Annotated in this window: 17 protein-coding genes and 1 pseudogene; 11 read left to right on the top strand and 7 right to left on the bottom strand. The window is 71.8% G+C overall.

The features are described 5' to 3' along the window. Nucleotides 1–12: 12 nt before the first annotated feature. The 4 genes from ACWD6N_RS19365 to ACWD6N_RS19380 all read left to right on the top strand — a co-directional run bounded on the left by ACWD6N_RS19365 (nt 13) and on the right by ACWD6N_RS19380 (nt 4,376). The gene (locus ACWD6N_RS19365) at nt 13–1,002 is read left to right on the top strand and encodes a LacI family DNA-binding transcriptional regulator (protein ID WP_354963228.1); all 990 of its coding nucleotides are present in this window, start codon (nt 13–15) and stop codon (nt 1,000–1,002) included. Between the two features lie 25 nt (nt 1,003–1,027). After that, the gene (locus ACWD6N_RS19370) at nt 1,028–2,278 is read left to right on the top strand and encodes a sugar ABC transporter substrate-binding protein (RefSeq protein WP_354963227.1); all 1,251 of its coding nucleotides are present in this window, start codon (nt 1,028–1,030) and stop codon (nt 2,276–2,278) included. Nucleotides 2,279–2,365: 87 nt separating this feature from the next. Beyond that, complete coding sequence (locus ACWD6N_RS19375; protein WP_354963226.1) at nt 2,366–3,487, top strand: carbohydrate ABC transporter permease; 1,122 nt, start codon at nt 2,366–2,368, stop codon at nt 3,485–3,487. Between the two features lies 1 nt (nt 3,488). Then, the gene (locus ACWD6N_RS19380) at nt 3,489–4,376 is read left to right on the top strand and encodes a carbohydrate ABC transporter permease (RefSeq protein WP_387325418.1); all 888 of its coding nucleotides are present in this window, start codon (nt 3,489–3,491) and stop codon (nt 4,374–4,376) included. A gap of 45 nt (nt 4,377–4,421) precedes the next feature. Here ACWD6N_RS19380 and ACWD6N_RS19385 read toward each other — a convergent pair whose 3' ends face one another. From ACWD6N_RS19385 to ACWD6N_RS19395, 3 genes are all read right to left on the bottom strand, one after another. After that, nucleotides 4,422–4,802 carry a VOC family protein gene (locus tag ACWD6N_RS19385; RefSeq protein ID WP_354963224.1) on the bottom strand — a complete coding sequence of 127 codons (381 nt, stop codon included), beginning with the start codon at nt 4,800–4,802 and terminating at the stop codon, nt 4,422–4,424. Between the two features lie 78 nt (nt 4,803–4,880). Further along, complete coding sequence (locus tag ACWD6N_RS19390; protein ID WP_387325414.1) at nt 4,881–5,855, bottom strand: sigma-70 family RNA polymerase sigma factor; 975 nt, start codon at nt 5,853–5,855, stop codon at nt 4,881–4,883. 80 nt (nt 5,856–5,935) lie between these two features. Continuing rightward, on the bottom strand, nt 5,936–6,532 hold the full coding sequence (locus ACWD6N_RS19395) for a GNAT family N-acetyltransferase (RefSeq protein WP_387325411.1): 597 nt from the start codon (nt 6,530–6,532) through the stop codon (nt 5,936–5,938). Nucleotides 6,533–6,567: 35 nt separating this feature from the next. Here ACWD6N_RS19395 and ACWD6N_RS19400 point away from each other — a divergent pair, with 35 nt between their 5' ends. Beyond that, nucleotides 6,568–7,842: a glycosyltransferase 87 family protein gene (locus ACWD6N_RS19400; RefSeq protein WP_387325408.1), complete on the top strand. Its 1,275-nt coding sequence runs from the start codon at nt 6,568–6,570 to the stop codon at nt 7,840–7,842. Here ACWD6N_RS19400 and ACWD6N_RS19405 read toward each other — a convergent pair. Beyond that, nucleotides 7,741–8,292, bottom strand: coding sequence for a GNAT family N-acetyltransferase (locus ACWD6N_RS19405; RefSeq protein WP_387325405.1), 552 nt, complete (start codon nt 8,290–8,292; stop codon nt 7,741–7,743). The genes ACWD6N_RS19400 and ACWD6N_RS19405 overlap by 102 nt on opposite strands. 80 nt (nt 8,293–8,372) lie before the next feature. Between ACWD6N_RS19405 and ACWD6N_RS19410 the strand changes: the two genes are divergently transcribed. From ACWD6N_RS19410 to ACWD6N_RS19430, 5 genes are all read left to right on the top strand, one after another. Continuing rightward, nucleotides 8,373–9,602 (top strand): winged helix-turn-helix domain-containing protein, encoded by a 1,230-nt coding sequence (locus ACWD6N_RS19410; protein WP_387325402.1) that lies wholly within the window; start codon nt 8,373–8,375, stop codon nt 9,600–9,602. After that, complete coding sequence (locus tag ACWD6N_RS19415; protein ID WP_450005007.1) at nt 9,592–10,236, top strand: DUF2752 domain-containing protein; 645 nt, start codon at nt 9,592–9,594, stop codon at nt 10,234–10,236. Before ACWD6N_RS19410 ends, ACWD6N_RS19415 begins: the two co-directional genes overlap by 11 nt. Before the next feature lie 301 nt (nt 10,237–10,537). Continuing rightward, nucleotides 10,538–11,278: an FAD-dependent thymidylate synthase gene (thyX, locus tag ACWD6N_RS19420; protein WP_354963319.1), complete on the top strand. Its 741-nt coding sequence runs from the start codon at nt 10,538–10,540 to the stop codon at nt 11,276–11,278. A 47-nt stretch (nt 11,279–11,325) separates the two neighbouring features. After that, nucleotides 11,326–12,252 carry a 4-hydroxy-tetrahydrodipicolinate synthase gene (dapA, locus tag ACWD6N_RS19425; RefSeq protein ID WP_387325396.1) on the top strand — a complete coding sequence of 309 codons (927 nt, stop codon included), beginning with the start codon at nt 11,326–11,328 and terminating at the stop codon, nt 12,250–12,252. 52 nt (nt 12,253–12,304) lie between these two features. After that, a complete protein-coding gene (locus tag ACWD6N_RS19430; protein WP_354963216.1) occupies nt 12,305–13,993 on the top strand; it encodes a ribonuclease J in 1,689 nt (562 codons plus the stop codon). Nucleotides 13,994–14,049: 56 nt separating this feature from the next. Here ACWD6N_RS19430 and ACWD6N_RS19435 read toward each other — a convergent pair whose 3' ends face one another. Next, on the bottom strand, nt 14,050–15,690 hold the full coding sequence (locus ACWD6N_RS19435; RefSeq protein ID WP_354963215.1) for a YbjN domain-containing protein: 1,641 nt from the start codon (nt 15,688–15,690) through the stop codon (nt 14,050–14,052). Beyond that, nucleotides 15,687–16,157, bottom strand: coding sequence for a type III secretion system chaperone family protein (locus ACWD6N_RS19440; RefSeq protein WP_354963214.1), 471 nt, complete (start codon nt 16,155–16,157; stop codon nt 15,687–15,689). The genes ACWD6N_RS19435 and ACWD6N_RS19440 overlap by 4 nt, the downstream gene beginning before the upstream one ends. A gap of 113 nt (nt 16,158–16,270) precedes the next feature. Here ACWD6N_RS19440 and ACWD6N_RS19445 point away from each other — a divergent pair. Further along, nucleotides 16,271–20,197, top strand: a pseudogene (locus tag ACWD6N_RS19445) (DNA translocase FtsK 4TM domain-containing protein); the annotation flags it as partial. Nucleotides 20,198–20,270: 73 nt separating this feature from the next. On the opposite strand, the gene ACWD6N_RS19450 reads toward ACWD6N_RS19445, so the two are convergent. Continuing rightward, nucleotides 20,271–20,516: a hypothetical protein gene (locus ACWD6N_RS19450; protein ID WP_387325392.1), complete on the bottom strand. Its 246-nt coding sequence runs from the start codon at nt 20,514–20,516 to the stop codon at nt 20,271–20,273. Nucleotides 20,517–20,595: the final 79 nt, after the last annotated feature.

The following is a 20,595-nucleotide window of genomic DNA, read 5'->3' on the forward strand; positions in this document are numbered from 1 at the left end:
GAGAGGGATTAAGTGGCCGAAAAGGTGACCATCGCGACGGTGGCCCGGCACGCCCGAGTGAGCCGCCAGACGGTGTCCAACGTGCTCAACGCCCCGCACATCGTGCGGGAGGAGACCCGGCTACGGGTCCAGGACGCCATCAGCGCGCTCGGCTACCGGGCCAACCAGGCCGCCCGGCAGATGCGTACCGGCCGGTCCCGGCTGATCGCCGCACGGATCGAGCCGACCCGTGACGGCATCAATGGATCGGTGCTCGACCGCTTCCTGCACGGCCTCACCGAGACCGCCGACGCCGCCGGCTACCGGGTGCTGCTCTACACGGCCACCGACGACGAGCGGGAGATCGCCACCTACGACGACCTGCTGGGCACGTACGAGCTGGACGCGTTCGTGCTCGTCGGCACGAAGTACGGCGACCCGCGTACCGCCTGGCTCGCCGGCCGGGACGTGCCGTTCGTGACCTTCGGCCGGCCGTGGGACGCGCTCGACGCCCATCCCTGGGTCGACGTCGACGGCGCGGCCGGCACGGCCCAGGCCACCCGGCACCTGCTGGCGTCCGGGCACCGGCGGATCGCGTTCATCGGTTGGCCGCTCGGCTCCGGCGTCGGCGACGACCGCCGGGCCGGTTGGCGCGACGCGCTGCGCGCCGCCGGCATCGACCCGACCGGGCTGCACCGGGAGACCGAGGACGGCATCGCCGAGGGGGAGCGGCTGATGCGCGACCTGCTCGTCACCGTGGCACCGACCGCCGTGGTCTGTGCCAGCGACTCGCTCGCCCTCGGCGCCCTCCAGGCGATCCGCGGCGTCGACCCGCCCGTGTCGGTGATCGGCTTCGACGACACCCCGGTGGCCGCCGCGGTCGGGCTGGCCAGCGTCAGCCAACCGCTCGGCGAGGCCGCCGCCCGCTGCGTGGACCTGCTCACCGGGGTCCTCGACGGTAACCACGAGACCCCCGCCCACGTGCTGCTCCAGCCCGCGCTGGCGCTTCGGCACACCGCGTAGTCCCTTCCCCCACCAGGAGAAACCCATGGCACCTCGAACCCTCACCCGGGCGGCGGTGGCCGGCCTGGCCGCCGTCGCCCTCCTCGGCTCTGCGGCCTGCGGCAGTGGCTTCGACGACTCCTCCGGCGACGCCACCCAGTCCAGCGGCCCGGCCAGCCTGCAGATCCTGATCGGCTCCTCGGGCGAGGCTGAGACCAAGGCCGTCCAGGACGCCGCGGCGAAGTGGGCCGGCAGTTCCGGCAACACCGCCACGGTCACCCCGGCGCAGGACCTCACCCAGCAGCTCGGTCAGGCCCTCGCCGGTGGCACCCCACCGGACGTCTTCTACGTCGACGCGGCGCGGTTCGCCGACTACGCCAGCGTCGGGGCCCTGGAGCCGTACGGCGACAAGGTGAGCAACACGAGCGACTTCTACGAGAGCCTGCGCACCGCCTTCACCTACGACGGCAAGCTCTACTGCGCGCCCAAGGACTTCTCCACCCTGGCCCTGCAGATCAACACGGACCTGTGGACCAAGGCCGGGCTGACCGACGCCGACGTGCCGACCACCTGGGACCAGCTCACCGCGACCGCCCAGAAGATCAAGGCCAAGGGGCAGGTCCCGCTGGCCCTCGGTGACACCCGCGACCGGATCGGCGCCTTCATGGTGCAGAACGGCGGGTGGCTGATGAGCAAGGACGGCAAGCAGGCCACCGCCGACACCCCGGAGAACCTGGCGGCCCTCCAGTACGTCAAGACCATGCTGACCACGGGCCTCGCCAAGTACCCGAAGCAGCTTGACGCCGGTTGGTCCGGTGAGGCGTTCGGCAAGGGCAAGGCCGTGATGACCATCGAGGGCAACTGGATCAAGGGCGCCCTCCAGAACGACTTCCCGAACATCAAGTACAAGGTCGTCCCGCTGCCGGCCGGCGCGAAGGGCCAGGGCACGCTCTCCTTCACCCAGTGCTGGGGCATCGCGGCCAAGAGCAAGTACAAGGACCAGGCGATCAAGTTCGTCGAGGCGATGACCAGCGGCGAGCAGCAGATGGCCTTCGCCAAGGCGTTCGGCGTGATGCCGTCCCGGCAGTCGGTGCGCGACCAGTACACCAGCGCCTTCCCGGCGGACAAGCCGTTCATCGACGGCGCCGCGTACGCCCAGGGCCCGGTGAACGCCCCGAAGATGGACAGCGTCCTCGGCGACCTCGACACCGGTCTGCAGGGCCTGGTCAACGGTGACCCAAAGACCGTGCTGCAGAACTTCGACAAGAACGCCAAGGCGGCGCTCGGCGCCAGCTGAGGTGTTAGGAAGGGCCCTTTTTATGCACCAGGCGATAACAAGGGGCCCTTCCTTACACCGTCGGCCCGAGACAGGGAGGGAGGGGAGATGGCAACCGAAACATTGAGCGCCGTGGCGACCGCGTCCGGCGAGAGCCCCCGCCGACGCCGAGGCGGCATCCGCAGCAACGAGACCGTCGCCGGCTGGCTCTTCGTCGCGCCGGTGATCGTCATCCTGGGGCTGTTCCTACTGCTGCCGATCCTGATGGCGCTCTGGGTCAGCCTGACCGACTGGAACGGCCAGGGCAGCCCGTTCACCGGCGACGTGCCGTTCGTCGGCGGGCACAACTACACCCAGTTGTTCACCGAGGACGGGCTGGCCCGCCGCGACTTCATGACCAGCATCCGCAACAACATCTACTACGTGGCGATCGTGGTGCCGGCGCAGACCGTGCTCGCGCTCGGGCTGGCGCTGGTCGTCAACAACCGGATGCTCAAGGGCAAGAGCTTCTTCCGCAGCGCCTTCTACTTCCCCTCGGTCACCAGCTCGGTCGCGATCAGCGTGGTGTTCCTGTTCCTGTTCGCCAACTCCGGCGCGGTCAACGCGCTGCTCAACGTCCTCGGCATCGACGGACCGGAGTGGTTCGCCGACTCGCGGGGCGTGCTGCACCTGCTGTTCAAAGCGGTCGGCGTCGACTCGCCCCCGGCGGCGCTGGCCGACGGCGGCCCGTTCGGGCTGAGCTGGTGGGACTGGCTGGCCGGTCCCAGCGTGGCGATGATGTCGATCATCACTCTTGTCATCTGGACCACCTCCGGCACCTTCATGCTGATGTTCCTGGCCGGCCTGCAGAACGTGCCGGTCACGCTGGACGAGGCGAGCACCCTCGACGGCGCGTCCCGGTGGCAGCGGTTCCGGCACGTCACCCTGCCGCTGATCAGGCCGACCATGTTCCTGGTGCTCACCCTCGGCCTGATCGGCTCCTGGCAGGTCTTCGACCAGGTGTACGTGATGAGCCAGGGCGGCCCGGCCAAGACCACGCTCACCCCGGCCTACCTGTCGTACCGGACCGCCTTCCGGGACTTCGACTACGGCTCCGGAGCCGCGATCTCGTTCGTGCTGTTCCTGATCATCATCGTGCTCACGCTGATCCAGCGCCGAGTGCTCGCCGAGCGGGACACCGACCGGCCGCGACGCGGCTGGCGGCGTCGGCGCGTACCGGGGAGGTCCTGAGATGGCCGTGCTGACCGACCGGCCGCCGGTGGCGCCCGCGCGGCGCGACCAGCGCGCGGCGCGCACCCTGGCCACCCGCTTCCTGGGGTACGCGACGCTGATCTTCTTCGGGCTGGTGTTCCTCTACCCGTTCGTCATCCAGATCAGCAGTTCGCTAAAGACCGAGCCCGACGCGGCGGCCAACCCGCTCTCCCCGTTCCCGGACCCGCTCACGCTGGCCGGCTTCGAGCGGATCTTCGGCGGCACGAACTTCCCGCTCTGGCTGGGCAACTCACTGCTGGTGACGGTGCTCGTCACCCTCGGTCGGGTGTTCTTCGACTCGCTCGCGGGGTACGCGCTGGCCCGGCTGCGGTTCCGGGGACGCGGCGGGCTGTTCGCCGCCGTCATCGCGGTGATGGCGGTGCCCGGAGTGGTGCTGCTGATCCCGAAGTTCCTGGTGCTCAACCAGCTCGGCATCTACAACAGCTACGCGGGTCTGGTGGTGCCGCTGCTGGCCGACGCGGCGGGCGTGTTCATCATGAAGCAGTTCTTCGAATCGATCCCGTTGAGCGTGGAGGAGGCCGCCCGGATCGACGGGGCGAGCATCTTCCGCACCTTCTGGTCGGTGGTGCTGCCGATGGCGAAACCGGCGCTGATTACCCTGACCATTTTGTCGTTCCAGGGCTCCTGGAACGAGTTCCCGCACAGCCTCGTGTCGGTGCAGGACCCGGACCTGTTCACCCTGCCGCGTGGGCTGGCCGACCTGGTCAGCGGCTCACTCGGCAGCGGCACCCAGTATCCGCTCAAGCTGGGCGCGGCGCTGCTGGCCACCATCCCCGTCGCGATCATCTTCGTGGTGTTCCAGCGGTACTTCGTCCGGGATGCCAACGACGGCTCGGACAAGGGCTGACCTGCCCCGGTGGGGCGGCCCCGACGTGCGGAGCCGCCCCACCGGTCAGCTCTGCTGGAGGACGGACAGGATGTTGCCGGCCGGATCGGTGAACCAGGCGATGGCCGGCCCCTGCCCGCGCATGACCCCCTTCTCGTCCTGCGGCATCCCGTCGTAGCGGGCGAAGTGGACCCCCCGCGCGATCAGCCCGTCGACCGCACGGTCGATGTCGTCGACCGGGAAGTTGAGCACCGTGTAGGTCGCCGGGGTGTGGTCGTTCTTCGGATAGACCAGGACGGGCCGGTCCCCGGCGATGTGCAGGGTCAGCAACCCGCCCATCGCGTCGTCCCGGGTGACCCGCAGGCCGAGCGTCTCGCCGTAGAACCGTTCGGCGCGCCCGGTGTCGTCCACCGAGAATCCGCTGAACGCCTTGGTGTCTGTGAACACGGTGGTCTCCTCGTTGTCGGCGTACGAGGGGTGGACGATGTCGCCGGCCGGAACTCATCGCCCGGCCGGCCCGGACGGTCAGGGGTCGAGACGGGCGGGCAGGCCGAAGCGCGGAAAGAGCCCCGGGTCGAGGTAGTGGGTGAGGCGGGTGATCCGGCCACCGGCGACCTCCGGCAGCTGGATCGAGAACGGTCGGTGCCCGCCCGCCGGGTCGGGCCGGTACTGGGCGAAGGCGGGGCCGCCGTTGGCCGTCACCCGGATGAGCCGGGAGCCCCGGCAGCCCGCCCCCGGCCCGACCAGCCAACGACCGATGTCGCCCGCGCCACGCAGCCACATCCGGTACGGCGGCATGCTCTGGACGGCGTCGGCGCGTAGCAGGCCCACCAGAGCGTCGACGTCGTAGCGCTCGAAGACCTGCACGTAGCGGTCGAGCAGGTCGCGGTGCTCCCGATCCAGCGGCCGGCCCGGAGGGTCACCGACCCGGTCGGCCAGCGTGGCCCGGGCTCGTTGCAGCGCGCTGTTGACCGCGGGCACGGTGGTGTCGAGCAGACCGGCGACCTCCTCGGCCCGCCAACGCAGCACGTCCCGCAGGATCAGCACCGCGCGCTGCCGGGCCGGCAGGTGCTGGAGCGCGGCCACGAACGCCAACCGGACCGACTCCCGAACCACCGTCAGCTCGGCCGGATCGGCCGCCGCCGGCAGCACTGCCGCGTCCGGGGCGGGCTCCACCCAGCCGGTCTCGGGACCGCCCAGCGCCGCGGCCACCGGTGACGACGGATCGCCGAGGTCCATCGGCAGGGCCCGGCGCCGACGACCGCGCAGCAGGTCCAGGCAGACGTTGGTGGCGATCCGGTAGAGCCAGGTGCGCGGGCTGGACCGGCCGTCGAAGCCGTCCCACCCGCGCCAGGCCCGCAGCAGCGTCTCCTGCACCGCGTCCTCGGCGTCGTACAGCGAGCCGAGCATCCGGTAGCAGTAGCCGGTCAGCTCGACCCGGAACTCCTCCAGCCGGCCGTCCGCGGTCGGCGCCGGCACCGGCGCGGTCGCTGCGCTCATGGGGCCGACGTTAGGCGACCCGTGTGACATCGGCCGCCGTAACGGCCCGGACGCGCCGCGCGACCCGGCTGGATCGCGTGTCAGGCGCCGGGCTGCTCGTCGGTTGGAACCTTCTCGGCCGGGACGGCCACGTGCAGGCGCACCTGGGGCACCAGCATGTCGTCGACGTCCAGCGCGCGGGCCGCGCCGTCGGGCTCCCAGCCGGTGCTGGTGAGGAACTTGCGGGTCGATTCGTCACCCTCGAACGCCCAGGCCACCGCCCGGCTCAACCCGTCCTCCCGCCACAGGTCGACGGCGGCGGCGAGCAGCCGGCTGCCGTGCCCACGCCGACCCCAGCGCGGCTCGACCAGCAGGTCGGTCACCGCGGCCACGTCCGGGCCGAGCGCCTCGGCCGGCTCGCCCGGGGCCAGCGCCTCGGCGTCGGCCGGGCCGGAAGCGGCGAACCCCACCAGATACGATTGCTCGGCCTGTTCGACGGCGACCAGCACCCGGTGCGCGCCCGAGGGCGGCTCCTGCACCGCGGCGCTCCACTGCCGGGCGAGGAACGCCTCGTCCAGGTTGTCGAGCACGTGCCGAGGCAGGATCCGGCGGTACGCGACCCGCCAGGTTGCGAGTTGGATGCGTGCGATCTCGCCGGCGTCCTCGGGACGCGCCGGGCGGACGTACCCGAGAGCCATGGGACGGAAGCCTACGCAGGGCGAGGGAGGCGACGGTGGCGCAGGGTGCCAACAGGACGACCGCGCAGGTCGTCGGGGTGGTGGTGCTCGCCGCGGCGGTCACCGCGTTCCTCGCCGTCGCGGCCGTCCGACACGGTTTCTTCGACCTGAAGGTCTACTACGGCGCGTTGACGTGGTGGGTGCACGACGGCGGGGAGATCTACGACTACCTCAAGCCGGGTACCCAGTACGGCTTCACGTACCCGCCGTTCGCCGCGCTGGTCATGCTGCCGATGGCGTACCTGCCGTGGACGGCCGCGATCGTGGTGAGCGTGCTCGCCAGCGTGGTCACCACCACGGTGGTGATCTGGTGGCTGGTCGACCCGATCGCCCGCCGCGCCGGCTGGACCCGGTGGTTCGCGCTCGCCGTGGCGCTGTGCCTGGCCGCCGCGTTCGAGCCGATGCGGGAGACGGTCAACTTCGGCCAGGTCAACACCCTGCTGCTCTTCCTGGTGGCGGTGGACCTGCTGCGGCTGCTGCCCGCCGGCAACCGGTGGGCGGGGGTCGGCATCGGGTTGGCGACCGCGATCAAGCTGACCCCGGGCATCTTCATCGTCTACCTGCTGGTCACGGGGCGCTGGCGGGCGGCGCTCACCGCCAGCGGCACCGCCGCCGGGGTGTCGCTGCTGGCCGGCGCGCTCTTCCCGGACGCCTCCCGGGAGTTCTGGACCGAGGCGCTGTGGAACACCGGCCGGGTGGGCGAGTTGGCGTTCGTGTCCAACCAGTCGCTGCGCGGGGTGGTCGCCCGGCTCGACCCGGAGCACCCGAGCACCCTGCTCTGGCTGCTGCTGGTGCTCGGCACCCTGGCGCTGTGGGCCTGGCGGTCCCGGACGGCCGTCGCGACGGGCGACGAAGCGACCGGTCTGGCGCTGACCGGCGCGGTGATGTGTCTGGTCAGCCCGGTCACCTGGGTGCATCACCTGGTCTGGCTGCTGCCCGCGCTGATCCTGCTGGTCGACAACGCGATGGCGGCGCCGGCCGGCCGCCGGCGGTGGGTCCTGCTGGTCGCCGCGACCATCGGGTACGCGTTGCTGATCAGCCGGACCGTCTGGTTCTGGGAGAAGGACTTCACGGGGGTCGACGGATTCCTGGGCAGCAACGCCTACGTCTGGATCAGCCTGGCGCTGCTGGCCTTCCTGCCGATCCGCCGGTGGCTGACCCCGGGCGGATCAGTCGTCGAGGCGGCCGGCGTACCGCAGCTCGACCAGCCCGACCGGCGGGCACCCACCGGCGAGGGGCACCTGGTAGGTCGACCGCTCACCGTCCGGTGACAACCCGGCCCGCTCGTAGAACCGGCGGGCCCGCCGGTTGTCCGTCAGCACCCACAGCCGGTAGCCGGTCCAGCCCCGCTCGACGAGCCCGGCACGAGCAGCGGCCAGCAGCGCGGCGGCGGTGCCGTCGCCCCAGCACGCCGGCTCCACGTAGAGGGCCAGCACCTCCCCGACCGCCGGGTCCAGGTCGTCGCGGTCCTGGTTGCGGCGGTACGGCCCGAAGGTGGCGAAGCCGACGACCAGCCCGTCCACCTCACCGAGCAGGGTGGTGAACGGATGCTCGGGGTCGGCCGTGCCGATGTCGCGGCGGCGCTGCGCCCAGGCCACCACGTTGAGCCGTCCGAGCACCTCGTCCGGCATGAAGCCGGCGTAGCCCGCCTGCCAGCCGTGCACGTGCACCCGGGCGACCGCTTCGGCGTCGTCCGGCTCCTCCCGGCGGATGGTCAGCATTGCACCGTTCTATGCCTCGGTGACGGTCGGAGTCCAGCTTCCCGCACCGGCGTCGTACCGATGATTTAAGGTCGCCGACGATGGCCGCACCGGAATCACTCTCGCTCGCCCAGGCCCGGCGGGTGGCGCTCGCCGCCCAGGGCTTCGCCGACCCGGCGCCGACCGGGGTGCCCACCCGTCGGCATCTGCGCCGGGTGCTCGACCGGGTCGGGCTGATCCAGATGGATTCGGTCAACGTGCTGCAACGCGCGCACTACCTGCCGCTCTACAGCCGCCTCGGGCCCTATCCGACCACGCTGCTCGACCAGGCCGCCTACCGCCGCCCACGGGAGCTGTTCGAATACTGGGGCCACGAGGCGTCGCTGGTCCCGGTCGGGCTGCACCCGATGCTGCGCTGGCGGATGGCCCGGGCGCACAGCGAGTCCTGGGGTGGCATGCGGCGGATCGCCCAGGATCGGCCGGAGCTGGTCGCCTGGGTGCGCGACGAGGTGGCCGCCCGTGGTCCGCTGACCGCCGCCGAGATCGAGCACGAAGCGCCCCGCGAGACCGGCAACTGGGGGTGGAACTGGTCGGCGGTGAAGCGCGCCCTGGAATATCTGTTCTGGGCCGGCGAGGTGGCCGCCGCGGAGCGCAGCACCTCCTTCGCCCGCCGCTACGACCTGCCCGAGCGGGTGCTGCCGGCCGCCGTGCTGGCCGCGCCGACCCCGACCGACGCCGAGGCGTACCGCACCCTGGTGGCCCTCGCCGCCCAGTCGCTCGGGGTGGCCGCCGAGCCGGAGCTGCGCGACTACTTCCGGCTGCCGCTGGCCGGTGCCCGCCAGGCCGTCGCGGAGCTGGCCGAGGCGGGTGAGCTGGTGCCGGTCACCGTGCCGGGCTGGCGGCAGCCGGCCTGGCTGCACGCGAGCGCCCGGCTGCCGCGCTGGATCCGGGGCAACACGCTGGTCAGCCCGTTCGACCCGCTGGTCTGGGAGCGTGGCCGCACCGAGCGGCTCTTCGACTTCACCTACCGGATCGAGATCTACGTCCCGGCGCCGCAGCGGGTGTACGGCTACTACGTGCTGCCCTTCCTCCAGGGCGACCGGTTCACCGCGCGGGTCGACCTGAAGGCCGACCGCAGGGAGGGGGTGCTGCTGGTGCCGGCCGCGTGGGTCGAGCCCGGCGCCGACCCGGGGGAGACCGCGGTGGCGCTCGCCGCCGAGCTGTACCGGCTCGCCGGCTGGCTCGGGTTGGACGCGGTGGCGCCGCCCGCGGCCGGCGACCTGGCCGGTCCGCTCACCGCCGCGTTGGCCGGCGTGTCCGGTGTACCGTGAGCGCGTGACGAGCGCTCCCGGACCGGCCGACCAGCCACAGCCCGCGCCCGGTGCGGTCGAGCCGTGGCCGGACGCCCAGCCGTTCGCGTCGACCCCGACGGTCACCGCCGACCCGTCCGCCGGTGCCGCCGGCACCGGTCCGGCCGGCTGGCCGACGAGCCCGCCGGGTGGCTACCCGGTCCCCGAGCCGGACCGGCTCACCCGGTTCGTGCTGCGGCTCTACGAGCGCTCGCCGCGCTGGGCGGTGCCGCTGGCCGCGGTCGGCTGCGTCGCCGCCGGCATGGGCTACGCGCTGCTCAGCGACCCGACCCACGCCGCCCCGGACGCCGCGCCGACCTGCCTGCTCAAGCTGACCACGGGGCTCGACTGTCCGGGCTGCGGCGGCACCCGCGCGCTCTGGTACGTGCTGCACGGCGACCTGCCGGCCGCCGCCCGGCACCACTTCCTGTTCGTCTTCGCGCTGCCGTTCCTGGCGTACCTCTTCGTGGCCTGGGCGGGCAACCAGGCGTTCGGCTGGCGGCTGCCCGAGCTGCGGATCAGCTCCAAGGTCATCGGTGGCTTCCTGGCGGCGTGGCTCGCCTTCTCGGTGTTGCGCAACCTGCCCTGGGCGCCGTTCACCTCGCTCTACGTCTGACCCGTCCGCCAGGCTCCCGTCCGCCGGTGGCGCGGCTGAAAGCCCGTGCGGGTTCGCCCAGGGCGAGGTAGGACCGTGTCGTGCCCCTGTAGAGCTGCCCCAGATCCGGGGCAGCTCTACAGGCAACCGGAGAGGTGCCCGGGACTGGCGGGCGTGAGCCAGCTTGTCGAGACGTTGGACACCCGTGCGGCCACGATGACCGCGACGTGTCGGCGATTTGGCTGCCGCCAGGCGCTTTCGCCACCGCGAGCCCGAGTTGGGTGAGCGGCCGGGGACCACTACAGTCCCAGGCATGCCGGAGATGGTGCAGCCCCAGGTCAAGTTGATCGCGTGGACCCAGTTCGCGGCCCCGGACGACGTGCCGTGGTCGACGGACGCGGAGGGTGGCCAGGCGCTCGCCGAGTTCGCCGGCCGGGCCTGCTACCAGTCGTGGAAGAAGCCGAACCCGGCGACCGCCACCAACGCCGGCTACCTCGCGCACATCCTGGAGGTCGGGCACCTCTCGGTGCTGGAGCACGGCTCGGTCACCTTCTACTTCACCGGCGTGTCCCGCTCCTTCACGCATGAGCTGATCCGGCACCGGCACTTCTCGTACTCGCAGCTCTCCCAGCGGTACGTCCCGGAGCGGGACGCGGCCATGGTCGAGCCGACGGTGATCGCCGACGACCCGGAGCTGCACAAGCGCTTCGTGGAGGCCGCCGAAGCGAGCGTGCGGGCGTACAACGAGCTGCTGGAGGGGCTGGAGCAGCGGTTCTCCGACGAGCCGAACCCGACGCTGCGCCGCAAGCAGGCCCGGCAGGCGGCCCGCGCGGTGCTGCCCAACGCCACCGAGACCCGGATCGTGGTCACCGGCAACTACCGGGCGTGGCGGCACTTCATCGCGATGCGGGCCACCGAGCAGGCTGACGTCGAGATCCGTGAGTTGGCCGTGGAGTGCCTGCGCCAGCTGCAGGGGGTCGCGCCGAACGTGTTCGCCGACTTGGAGATCTCCACCCTGCCGGACGGCACCGAGGTGGCGGCCAGCCCGCACGAGGCGTCCTGAGGCCTTCCCCGGCAGGCCCCGGCTGGTCGTCCGCTAGGTTGGAGGGTATGACGCACGACCGCCCTGCCGCCGCTGCCCGACCGGTGTCCCGCCCCTTCGGGCGGCTGCTCACGGCCATGGTGAGCCCGTTCACCCCCGACGGTTCGCTCGACCTCGACGGCGCCGCCCGGCTGGCGAGCCACCTGGTCGACGAGCAGGGCAACGACGCGCTGGTGGTCAACGGCACCACCGGTGAGTCGCCCACCACCACCGACGCGGAGAAGGAGCGCCTGATCCGGGCCGTGGCGGAGGCCGTCGGTGACCGGGCGAAGGTGGTCGCCGGCGTCGGCACCAACGACACCCGGCACACCATCGAGCTGGCCGCCGCCGCCGAGAAGGCTGGTGCGCACGGCCTGCTGGTGGTCACCCCGTACTACAACAAGCCGCCGCAGAGCGGGCTGCTGCGGCACTTCACGGCGGTGGCCGACGCGACCGGCCTGCCCGTGATGCTGTACGACATCCCGCACCGCGCCGGCGTGCCCATCGAGACCGAGACGCTCGTCCGGCTCGCCGAGCACGGCCGGATCGTCGCGGTGAAGGACGCCAAGGGTGACCTGACCGCCACCAGCTGGGTGACCAGCCGCACGGCCCTCGCCTTCTACAGCGGCGAGGACGCGCTCACCCTGCCGGCGCTGGCCGTCGGCAGCGTTGGCCTGGTCGGCACCTCCACGCACTTCACCGGGGCGCTGACCGCACAGATGATCGAGGCGTACGACGCGGGGGACATGCCGACCGCGCTGACCCTGCACCGACGGCTGCTGCCGCTGTTCACGGGCATCTTCCGCACCCAGGGCACCATCCTGGTCAAGGCGGGCCTGGCGTCGCTGGGCCTGCCCGCCGGCCCGGTGCGACCCCCGCTGGTGGACGCCACCGACGACGAGATCGCCCAGCTGCGCGCGGACTTCGCGGCAGCGGGCCTGGAGCTACCCGAATGATCGAACGACACGATGGGCGCCGAGTGACGGCGTCGCAGAATGAGGTGAACGCGTGACCGAGGCGCACATCGAGGCGGAACTGCCCCCGCCGCTGCCGGAAGGTGGCCTGCGGATCATCCCGCTCGGCGGGCTCGGCGCCATCGGTCGGAACATGACCGTCTTCGAATACGACGGCAAGTTGCTGATCGTCGACTGCGGGGTGCTCTTCCCCGACGTCGAGCAGCCGGGTGTGGACCTGATCCTGCCCGACTTCGGCCCGATCCTGGACCGGCTGGCCGACGTCCAGGCGATCGTGCTGACCCACGGCCACGAGGACCACATCGGCGCGGTGCCCTACCTGCTCGCCCACAAACCGGACATTCCGCTGGTCGGCTCACAGTTCACCCTCGCCCTGGTCGAGGCGAAGCTGGCCGAGCGGCGGATCCAGCCGTACACGCTGACCGTGCGGGAGGGCGGCAAGGAACGGCTCGGCCCGTTCGAGTGCGAGTTCTTCGCGGTCAACCACTCGATCCCGGACGCCCTGGCCGTCGCCATCCGTACCCCGGCCGGCCTGGTGCTGCACACCGGCGACTTCAAGATGGACCAGCTCCCGCTGGACGGCCGGATCACCGACCTGGCCGGCTTCGCCCGGCTCGGCGCCGAGGGCGTCGACCTGCTGCTGTCCGACTCCACCAACGCGGAGATCCCCGGCTTCGTCACCCCGGAGCGGGAGATCGGGCCGGTGCTCGACTCGATCTTCGCGAAGGCGAAGGGCCGGATCATCGTGGCCTCGTTCGCCTCGCACGTGCACCGGGTGCAGCAGGTCTTCGACTCCGCCGCGGAGCACGGCCGCAAGGTGGCGCTGATCGGTCGGTCGATGGTCCGCAACATGGGCATCGCCCGGGACCTCGGCCTGCTCAACATCCCGGCCGGCCTGGTCATCGGGATCGAAGAGGCGACCACGCTGCCGCCCGAGCAGATCGTGCTGATGTCCACCGGGTCGCAGGGCGAGCCGATGAGCGCGCTGGGCCGGATGGCCAGCGGCGACCATCGGCACATCACCATCGCCCCCGGCGACACCGTCGTGCTGGCCTCCTCGCTGGTGCCGGGCAACGAGACCTCGGTCTACCGGGTGATCAACCGGCTGGCCCGGGCCGGCGCGGTGGTCGTGCACAAGGACGTGGCCAAGGTGCACGTCTCCGGGCACGCCCCGGCCGGTGAACTGCTCTACCTGCTCAACGTGGTCCGGCCCAGCAACCTGATGCCGGTGCACGGCGAGTGGCGCCACCTGCGTGCGCACGCCCGCCTCGGCGTCGAGTCCGGGGTGGCCGCCGACCGGGTGGTGCTCTGCGAGGACGGCGACGTGGTCGACCTGGTCGAGGGCCGGGCCAGCCTGGTCGGGCACGTGAAGAGCCGGTACGTCTACGTCGACGGCCTCGCGGTCGGCGACGTCAGCGAATCCCTGCTCACCGAGCGACGGATCCTCGGCGACGGCGGCTTCATCGCCACCACGGTGGTCGTCGACTCGGTCACCGGCAAGGTCGTCGCCGGCCCGACCCTGTCCGCGAAGGGCTTCTCCGAGGACCCGGAGGCGTTCAACCCGGTGATCCCGCTGGTCACCGAGGCCCTCAACCGGGCCGCCGCGGACGGCATCACCGACCCGCACCAGCTCCAGCAGATCGTCCGGCGAACCGTGGGACGGTGGGTCAACGACGCGTACCGTCGTCGGCCGATGATCGTGCCCACCGTCGTCGAGGTCTGACACCGCGCGTCGCGACGCCCGCCGGCACCTCGTGCGCCGGCGGGCGTCGCCCTTGGTCAGGGCAGCGCGGCGACCGCCTCGGCGTACGCGACGCCGGTGGCGATCGCGGCGTCCACCAGCACCAGCAGCTGCGCCGGCGTCACCCCGTGCGCCAGGTCGGTGGCCACGTCGCCGGCCAGCACCAGTTCCTCGCCGAGGTCGTGCGCGTACGCCTTGGGTAGCAGCCGGTCGTGGTTCCACGCGTTGCAAAAGGCGTACGCCTCGGCGCGCCGCGCCACCGGCAGTCGGCGGACGGCCATCGCCCGGGCGTGCAGCACCTCGCCCCTCTCGCCCGCCCGACGGAACTGAATCACCGCGGCACCCCACCGCCCGACCACCGTTGCGCCCTCGTCCACCAGGTACTGGTCGCCGCGCCGGTCCAGCGCCGACGTGATCATGTCGAGGGTCAGCGCCACCAGCTCCTGCTCGCCCGGCCCGTCACCGGGCCCCTCCGTGGGCTCGTCGTCGGCGGGCAGCGGGACCGGTTCGGCGAGTGGACGCTCGGCCAGCCAGGCAGCCATCCGCCCGGAGTGGTGGCCGGTGCCGTTGCGGGCGTCGAAGCTGCCGGCCAGCTCACTGGCGACCCCGAGCAGCAGCGCGCCGAGGGTCGCCACGTTCGGCTCGGTGGCCGGCCGCCCGTCGTACGGCGGGCGGTGCACCGTCCGCCCGCCCAGGCCGGCCTCCACGGCCAGCCCGCAGACCAGCGCCCCCGCGGCGGCGAACTCCATCGCGGCGAGGTCGTCGGTGGGCTCGTCCAACCGGGGCAGCTGCTCGGCCAGGACGTCCAGCCCGCGTTCCAGGTGCCCGCCCAACGCGCAGAACCGTAGGTGCGCGGCGAGGTGCGGGAACGCCGCGCGCTCGCGCCGGTGCCGCCGGTACGCCCGCACGTGTGCCGCCGCGGCCCGCTCCGGCTCACCGGCCCGCAGATCGGGCAGCAGCACCGCGACCAGCGCCCGCTCGGGCTGGTCGGTGCAGTCCTCCGGCTCGTCGGCGCACTCCCGCAGCTCGGCGAGCGCGGCTCGCCACTCGCCCCAGCCGGCGAGCAGCTCCGCGCGCCGGGCCGGGGCGCAGCCCGGGCAACCGCCGGTCGGCCCGGGACGCGTCCCCGCCCAGCGCTGGTACCAGTGGCGGGCGGTGGGCTCGTCACCGAGGTGATCGGCGATCCGGCAGCGCAGCTCCGCGACGGTCGGCGCGTCGGGCCCGTCCACGCCGACCCGGTGGGCCAGGTCGTCCAGGAGGGACCGGGTCTGGTCCAGCCCGACCCGGGGAGTGCCGAGCAGCGCCTCCACCGCGTACCGCTGGTAGCGCAGTAGCGGACCGGCTTCGGCGTCGGCGAGCAGCTCGGGTCGGTGATCGGCGGCGGCCCGGCAGCGCCGTACCGGCTCGACCAGCCGCCACCGCTCTCCGTGCAGCAGGTACGCCTCGATCAGCGCGAAGCGGGCCTCCACCGCGGTCCGCGCGTCTCCGGCGGCGTCCGCCCGCTCGGCGAGCCGCTCCAGGGCCACCAGCCGCCCCGGCCCGTCGGGCAGGTCCCGGGCGTCGGCGAGCGCGGCCACCAGCGCCGGAACGCGACGGACGGCGACCCGCTCAGCGGGGCCGTTGCGCGCAACGCCGGGATCATCCGTCCGGCTGCCCGTGGACTCCTCCCGGCCGGTCATGCCGGCACCGCCCCCGGCAACCGGCCGACCGCCACGGCGAGCTGGCAGCCGGCCGAGATGCCACAGTCGAGCAGCTGGTCGAGCTGGTGCGGGGTCACTCCGCGTTCCAGATCGGTGATCACCTCACCACAGACCCGAGCACGGCCGTCGTCGTCGACGTGCACGAACGCCTTCGGCCAGAGCCGGTCGTGGTTCCAGGAGTTGCAGAAGGCGTACAGCGCGGGCACCTGCTCGATGGAGAAGGTCGGCGCGACCAGGGTGCGGACCTGGAGCAGCTCGCCGTCCCCGCCGAGGCGCAGGAACCAGATCAGGTTGTCGTCGAAGCGGCCCACCAGGTCGCCGTTGACGGCTCGACCGACCGGCCGGCCGCGCGCGGCGAGCACCGCCGCGACCAGTTCGCCGGTCAGCGGACGCAACGCGTCAGGGTGCCCGGCCAGCGGATCGTCCTCGAATCCCGGCGACGCCATCGGGCATCCCTCCTGAGGCGGATATCACGGCCGGCGGCGCGGTCCGTGCTGCGACGCGCGGACACGACCCGGAAAAGCGGCGATCTGCCGGGTCCCGCCGTTACCGTGACTCTATGGCGGGCCGTACCTCTCAGGCGAGCCGGCGACGCGGCGCGTCGCCGCGCGGTGGCACCAACAGCCGTGCCCGTCAACCGGCGAAGAAGACCCGGGCACCGGTTCGGCGCCGCACCGCGGCCTCCCGGCCCGGACCGGCCGTCTACGTGGGCCGCGCGATCGGTGCACTGTGGATGGGGCTGGCGCACGGAATGGGGTGGGCGGTGCGGGCCGCCGGCCGGCAGGCCGCCTCCGCCCGCGACCTCGACCCTGAGCACCGCCGCGACGGCGGTGGTCTGCTGCTGTTCGGCCTCGCCCTGCTCAGCGCCGTCGCGCTCTGGTTCTCCGGGGCGGGCCCGGTCGGCACGCGGCTCGCCGACACCGTGCGACTGTTCCTGGGCGCGATCTCCGTGGTCTTGCCGGTGCTGCTGATGATCGGGGCCTGGCGTCTGATGCGCCAACCGGCCGATCCGGCACACCGGGGCCGGGGGCTGATCGGCTGGGGCTCACTGCTCGTGTCGACCGCCGCGCTGCTCCAGATCGGCCAGGACCCGGTCGACACGGTGCAGCGTGACTTCGCCGGTGGCCTGCTCGGCGCCGGCGTCGGCGGCCTGCTGGAGCGCGCGGTCACCGCGTGGGTCGCGGTGCCGCTGCTGATCCTGCTCCTGCTCTTCGGCCTGCTCGTGGTCACCGCCACGCCGATCAACAAGATCCCCGAGCGGTTGGGCCTGCTCGCCGGTGGGCTGGTCGCCTCGCCGGACGCCACCGAGGAGGAGGCGGACGGGACGGCCGTCCGGCCGGCGCGCAAGCGACCCGCGAAGCGGATGCCGCCGCCGGTGGACCCGGACGACTTCGACGACCTGGACGGCGCCGACCTCCAGGAGACGATGGTGCTGCCGCGCAAGGCGCCGGCGAAGGTGCCGGCCAGCCGCAAGCCGGCCGAGCCGCCGGAGCACTCGCCCGCGCCGACCCGCGCCGAGCAGCTCGCGTTGACCGGCCTGGCCGGCGACTACACCCTGCCGCCGGCCAACATGCTCAGCGCCGGCGCCGCCGCGAAGACCCGCAGCAAGGCCAACGACGAGGTGATCGCCGCGCTGACCGGGGTGTTCGACCAGTTCGACGTGGACGCCGCGGTCACCGGCTTCACCCGGGGGCCGACGGTCACCCGGTACGAGGTGGAGCTGGGGCATGGCGTCAAGGTCGAACGGATCACCCAGCTGTCCCGCAACATCGCGTACGCGGTCAAGTCGCCGGACGTACGCATCCTGAGCCCGATCCCGGGCAAGAGCGCGGTCGGCGTGGAGATCCCCAACACCGACCCGGAGAACGTCGCGCTCGGCGACGTGCTGCGCTCGCGGGCGGCGACCAGCGACCACCACCCGATGGTCGTGGCGCTCGGCAAGGACATCGAGGGCGGCTACGTGGTGGCCAACCTCGCCAAGATGCCGCACATCCTCATTGCGGGAGCCACGGGCGCTGGGAAGGCACTGGCCCTCGATACACCGATCCCTACGCCTGACGGATGGTCCACCATGGGTGCTCTCCGGGTAGGTGGGAAGGTGTTCGACGAGCAGGGCCGGCCGTGCACCATCGTCGCCGCCACCGCGGTCATGTATGACCGCCCCTGTTACGAGGTGGAGTTTTCTGACGGCACGGTCATCGTCGCCGACGCCCAGCACCAGTGGCAGACGACGACGAGGGCTGGCCGGACCCAGCGAACCCACCGTTGGAAGGATGGTTCCTACTGGTCCGTCAATGATGTGCAGCGGGTGACTGCACGAGCCGACACGGTGCTGTCGGATCTCGATCGACCGGTGTCGACTGACGAGGTCATCGCAGATGTCGGCCAGCAGTTCCGGAACGTGCTGTACCGGATCGTGCGTGGGTTGCCTAAGGAGCCAGGGAACGCCCTGACCAGCTACCTGCGGGGTGGTCGCGAGGTGACCCGGCGGGTCCCTACCTATTCCCGTCATCGGGTCTACCAGGCATTGCGCGAACTTGTCGCAGATCCGGGACGATCAGGTCGGAGGCTCAGCTTTGACGATCGACCAGTCACGACGGCAGAGATAGCAGCCTCGCTACGGGTGGTCGGGCGTAGCGGATCCTGGACCAATCACGCGGTGGCAGTGTGCGGAGCGCTCGACTATCCAGAGCAGGATCTACCGATCGCGCCGTACACCTTGGGCTGCTGGCTGGGTGATGGCACCACCGGGTCGGCGGGTTTTACGTGCGACGAAGAGGAGTTGCTGGACAACATTCGTCTGGACGGGTACGTCGTGACAAAGCATCCCGCCAGCCGGATGCAGTACACGATCTCGAACAGGCCGGAGCGGGACGGGCGAATCGCCGAGGCTGTGGAGCTATTCACCCGGGGCGTGAGCCTCGCTCGGGCGGCCAGGCAGGTCGGGGTCGGCCTTTCCGCGGTGTGTCTGGCGGCCCGCGGTCAGGAAAGGCTTCAGCCGCCGAGCCACATCGAGCCGGGAGCTCCTTCCCGTGACCGATACCGGACGCTGCGGCAGTTGTTCCGCGAGCTCGGTACGAAACACATCCCTGCCAGCTATCTGCGATCTTCTGAGCAGCAGCGGCGAGCCCTGCTGGCAGGTCTGCTGGACACCGATGGCACGGTTTCCGCGCAAGGCGGAGTCGAGCTCGCACTCACCAATGAGCGTCTGGCGCAGGATGCTCTCGAGTTGATCATCGGGCTCGGTTACCAGGCCACAATGACGACCAAGCGGGTGAAAGGTCGGAGTGAGTTGACCTCCACCTGCTATCGGATTCACTTCACCCCGGCTGACAAGGTCTTCCGGCTGACGCGCAAAGCAAGCCGCCAGGTGATCGGTACGCGCGCGACGACCTCGCGGCGTTACATCGTGGACGTGCGGCCGATCCCCTCGGTACCCGTCCGATGCATCGAGGTCGACAGCCCGAGCCACCTGTACCTGGCCAGTCGTGCGTGCATCCCCACGCACAACTCCAGTTGCCTGAACACACTGCTGGTGTCCGTCCTCACCCGGGCCACCCCGGACGAGGTGCGGCTGCTGCTGATCGACCCGAAGCGGGTCGAGATGACCGGCTACGAGGGCATCCCGCACCTGGTCACGCCCATCGTGACCAACGCCAAGAAGGCGGCCGACTCGCTGGACTGGGTGGTCCGCGAGATGGACATGCGCTACGACGACCTCGCCGCCAACGGGGTCCGGCACATCGACGACTTCAACCGCAAGGTACGCAACGGCGAGATCAAGGCCCCGCCGGGCAGTGAACGGGAGATGCGTCCGTACCCGTATCTGCTGGTGATCGTGGACGAGCTGGCCGATTTGATGATGGTCGCGCCGCGCGACGTGGAGGACTCGGTCGTCCGGATCACCCAGCTGGCCCGGGCGGCCGGCATTCACCTGGTGCTGGCCACCCAGCGCCCCTCGGTCGACGTGGTGACCGGCCTGATCAAGGCGAACGTGCCGTCCCGGCTGGCGTTCGCCACCTCCTCGCTGGCCGACTCGCGGGTCATCCTCGACCAGCCGGGCGCGGAGAAGCTGCTCGGCCGCGGTGACGGGCTGTTCCTGCCGATGGGCGCCTCGAAGCCGGTGCGGATCCAGGGCGCCTGGGTCACCGAGCGCGAGATCGCCGATGTGGTGAAGTTCTGCAAGGGCCAGCGCGAGCCGGAGTTCCGCAAGGACGTGCTGGCCCCCGCACAGGACACCAAGAAGAAGATCGACGAGGACATCGGCGACGACCTCGACCTGTTGACGCAGGCGGTCGAGCTGGTGGTCACCTCGCAGTTCGGCTCCACCTCGATGCTCCAGCGAAAGCTGCGGGTCGGCTTCGCCAAGGCGGGCCGGCTGATGGACCTGATGGAGACCCGTGGCGTGGTCGGGCCCTCGGAGGGGTCGAAGGCGCGCGACGTGCTGGTCAAGCCGGACGAGCTGGAGGAGGTCCTGGTCGGCCTGCGCGGCGGCGGGGACTGACCGGGCAACGCGGCGGGCCCGCCGGTGTCCGGCGGGCCCGTGGCGGAAGAAGTGGTCAGTTGTTGATCAGCGCGGAGATGATCACCAGGCTGATCACCGCGGCGACGACGCTGGCCACGGCCGCGTACCAGCCCAACGGCTTGTCGCCGAGCACCGCGCCGACGATGCCGGCGATCACGCCGAGCACGCCGAAGATGATCGGGTTGAGCAGCAGGGCGAGCACTGCGAAGACGAAGCCCACGATGGTGAGGATCCGGGCGGCGTTGCTGCGCGGGCGGGCGGTGCTGGGCATGTCGGCCATGTCTGCCTCCGGGTGAGAGCCTGTCGTGACGGATCGATCTCTACCCACTGTGGGCGCTGCTCACGCGTACCGGCGCCGC

The organism is Micromonospora sp. NPDC005163, from assembly GCF_053599835.1.

Bases quoted from the DNA above. Each gene is read 5' to 3' on its own strand.
- ACWD6N_RS19440 (WP_354963214.1), bottom strand. From the start codon at position 16,157: ATGGCGTCGCCGGGATTCGAGGACGATCCGCTGGCCGGGCACCCTGAC.
- ACWD6N_RS19405 (WP_387325405.1), bottom strand. From the start codon at position 8,292: ATGCTGACCATCCGCCGGGAGGAGCCGGACGACGCCGAAGCGGTCGCC.
- ACWD6N_RS19370 (WP_354963227.1), top strand. From the start codon at position 1,028: ATGGCACCTCGAACCCTCACCCGGGCGGCGGTGGCCGGCCTGGCCGCC.
- ACWD6N_RS19435 (WP_354963215.1), bottom strand. From the start codon at position 15,690: ATGACCGGCCGGGAGGAGTCCACGGGCAGCCGGACGGATGATCCCGGC.
- thyX (WP_354963319.1), top strand. From the start codon at position 10,538: ATGGTGCAGCCCCAGGTCAAGTTGATCGCGTGGACCCAGTTCGCGGCC.
- ACWD6N_RS19395 (WP_387325411.1), bottom strand. From the start codon at position 6,532: ATGGCTCTCGGGTACGTCCGCCCGGCGCGTCCCGAGGACGCCGGCGAG.
- ACWD6N_RS19450 (WP_387325392.1), bottom strand. From the start codon at position 20,516: ATGGCCGACATGCCCAGCACCGCCCGCCCGCGCAGCAACGCCGCCCGG.
- dapA (WP_387325396.1), top strand. From the start codon at position 11,326: ATGACGCACGACCGCCCTGCCGCCGCTGCCCGACCGGTGTCCCGCCCC.
- ACWD6N_RS19390 (WP_387325414.1), bottom strand. From the start codon at position 5,855: ATGAGCGCAGCGACCGCGCCGGTGCCGGCGCCGACCGCGGACGGCCGG.
- ACWD6N_RS19380 (WP_387325418.1), top strand. From the start codon at position 3,489: ATGGCCGTGCTGACCGACCGGCCGCCGGTGGCGCCCGCGCGGCGCGAC.
- ACWD6N_RS19375 (WP_354963226.1), top strand. From the start codon at position 2,366: ATGGCAACCGAAACATTGAGCGCCGTGGCGACCGCGTCCGGCGAGAGC.
- ACWD6N_RS19410 (WP_387325402.1), top strand. From the start codon at position 8,373: ATGGCCGCACCGGAATCACTCTCGCTCGCCCAGGCCCGGCGGGTGGCG.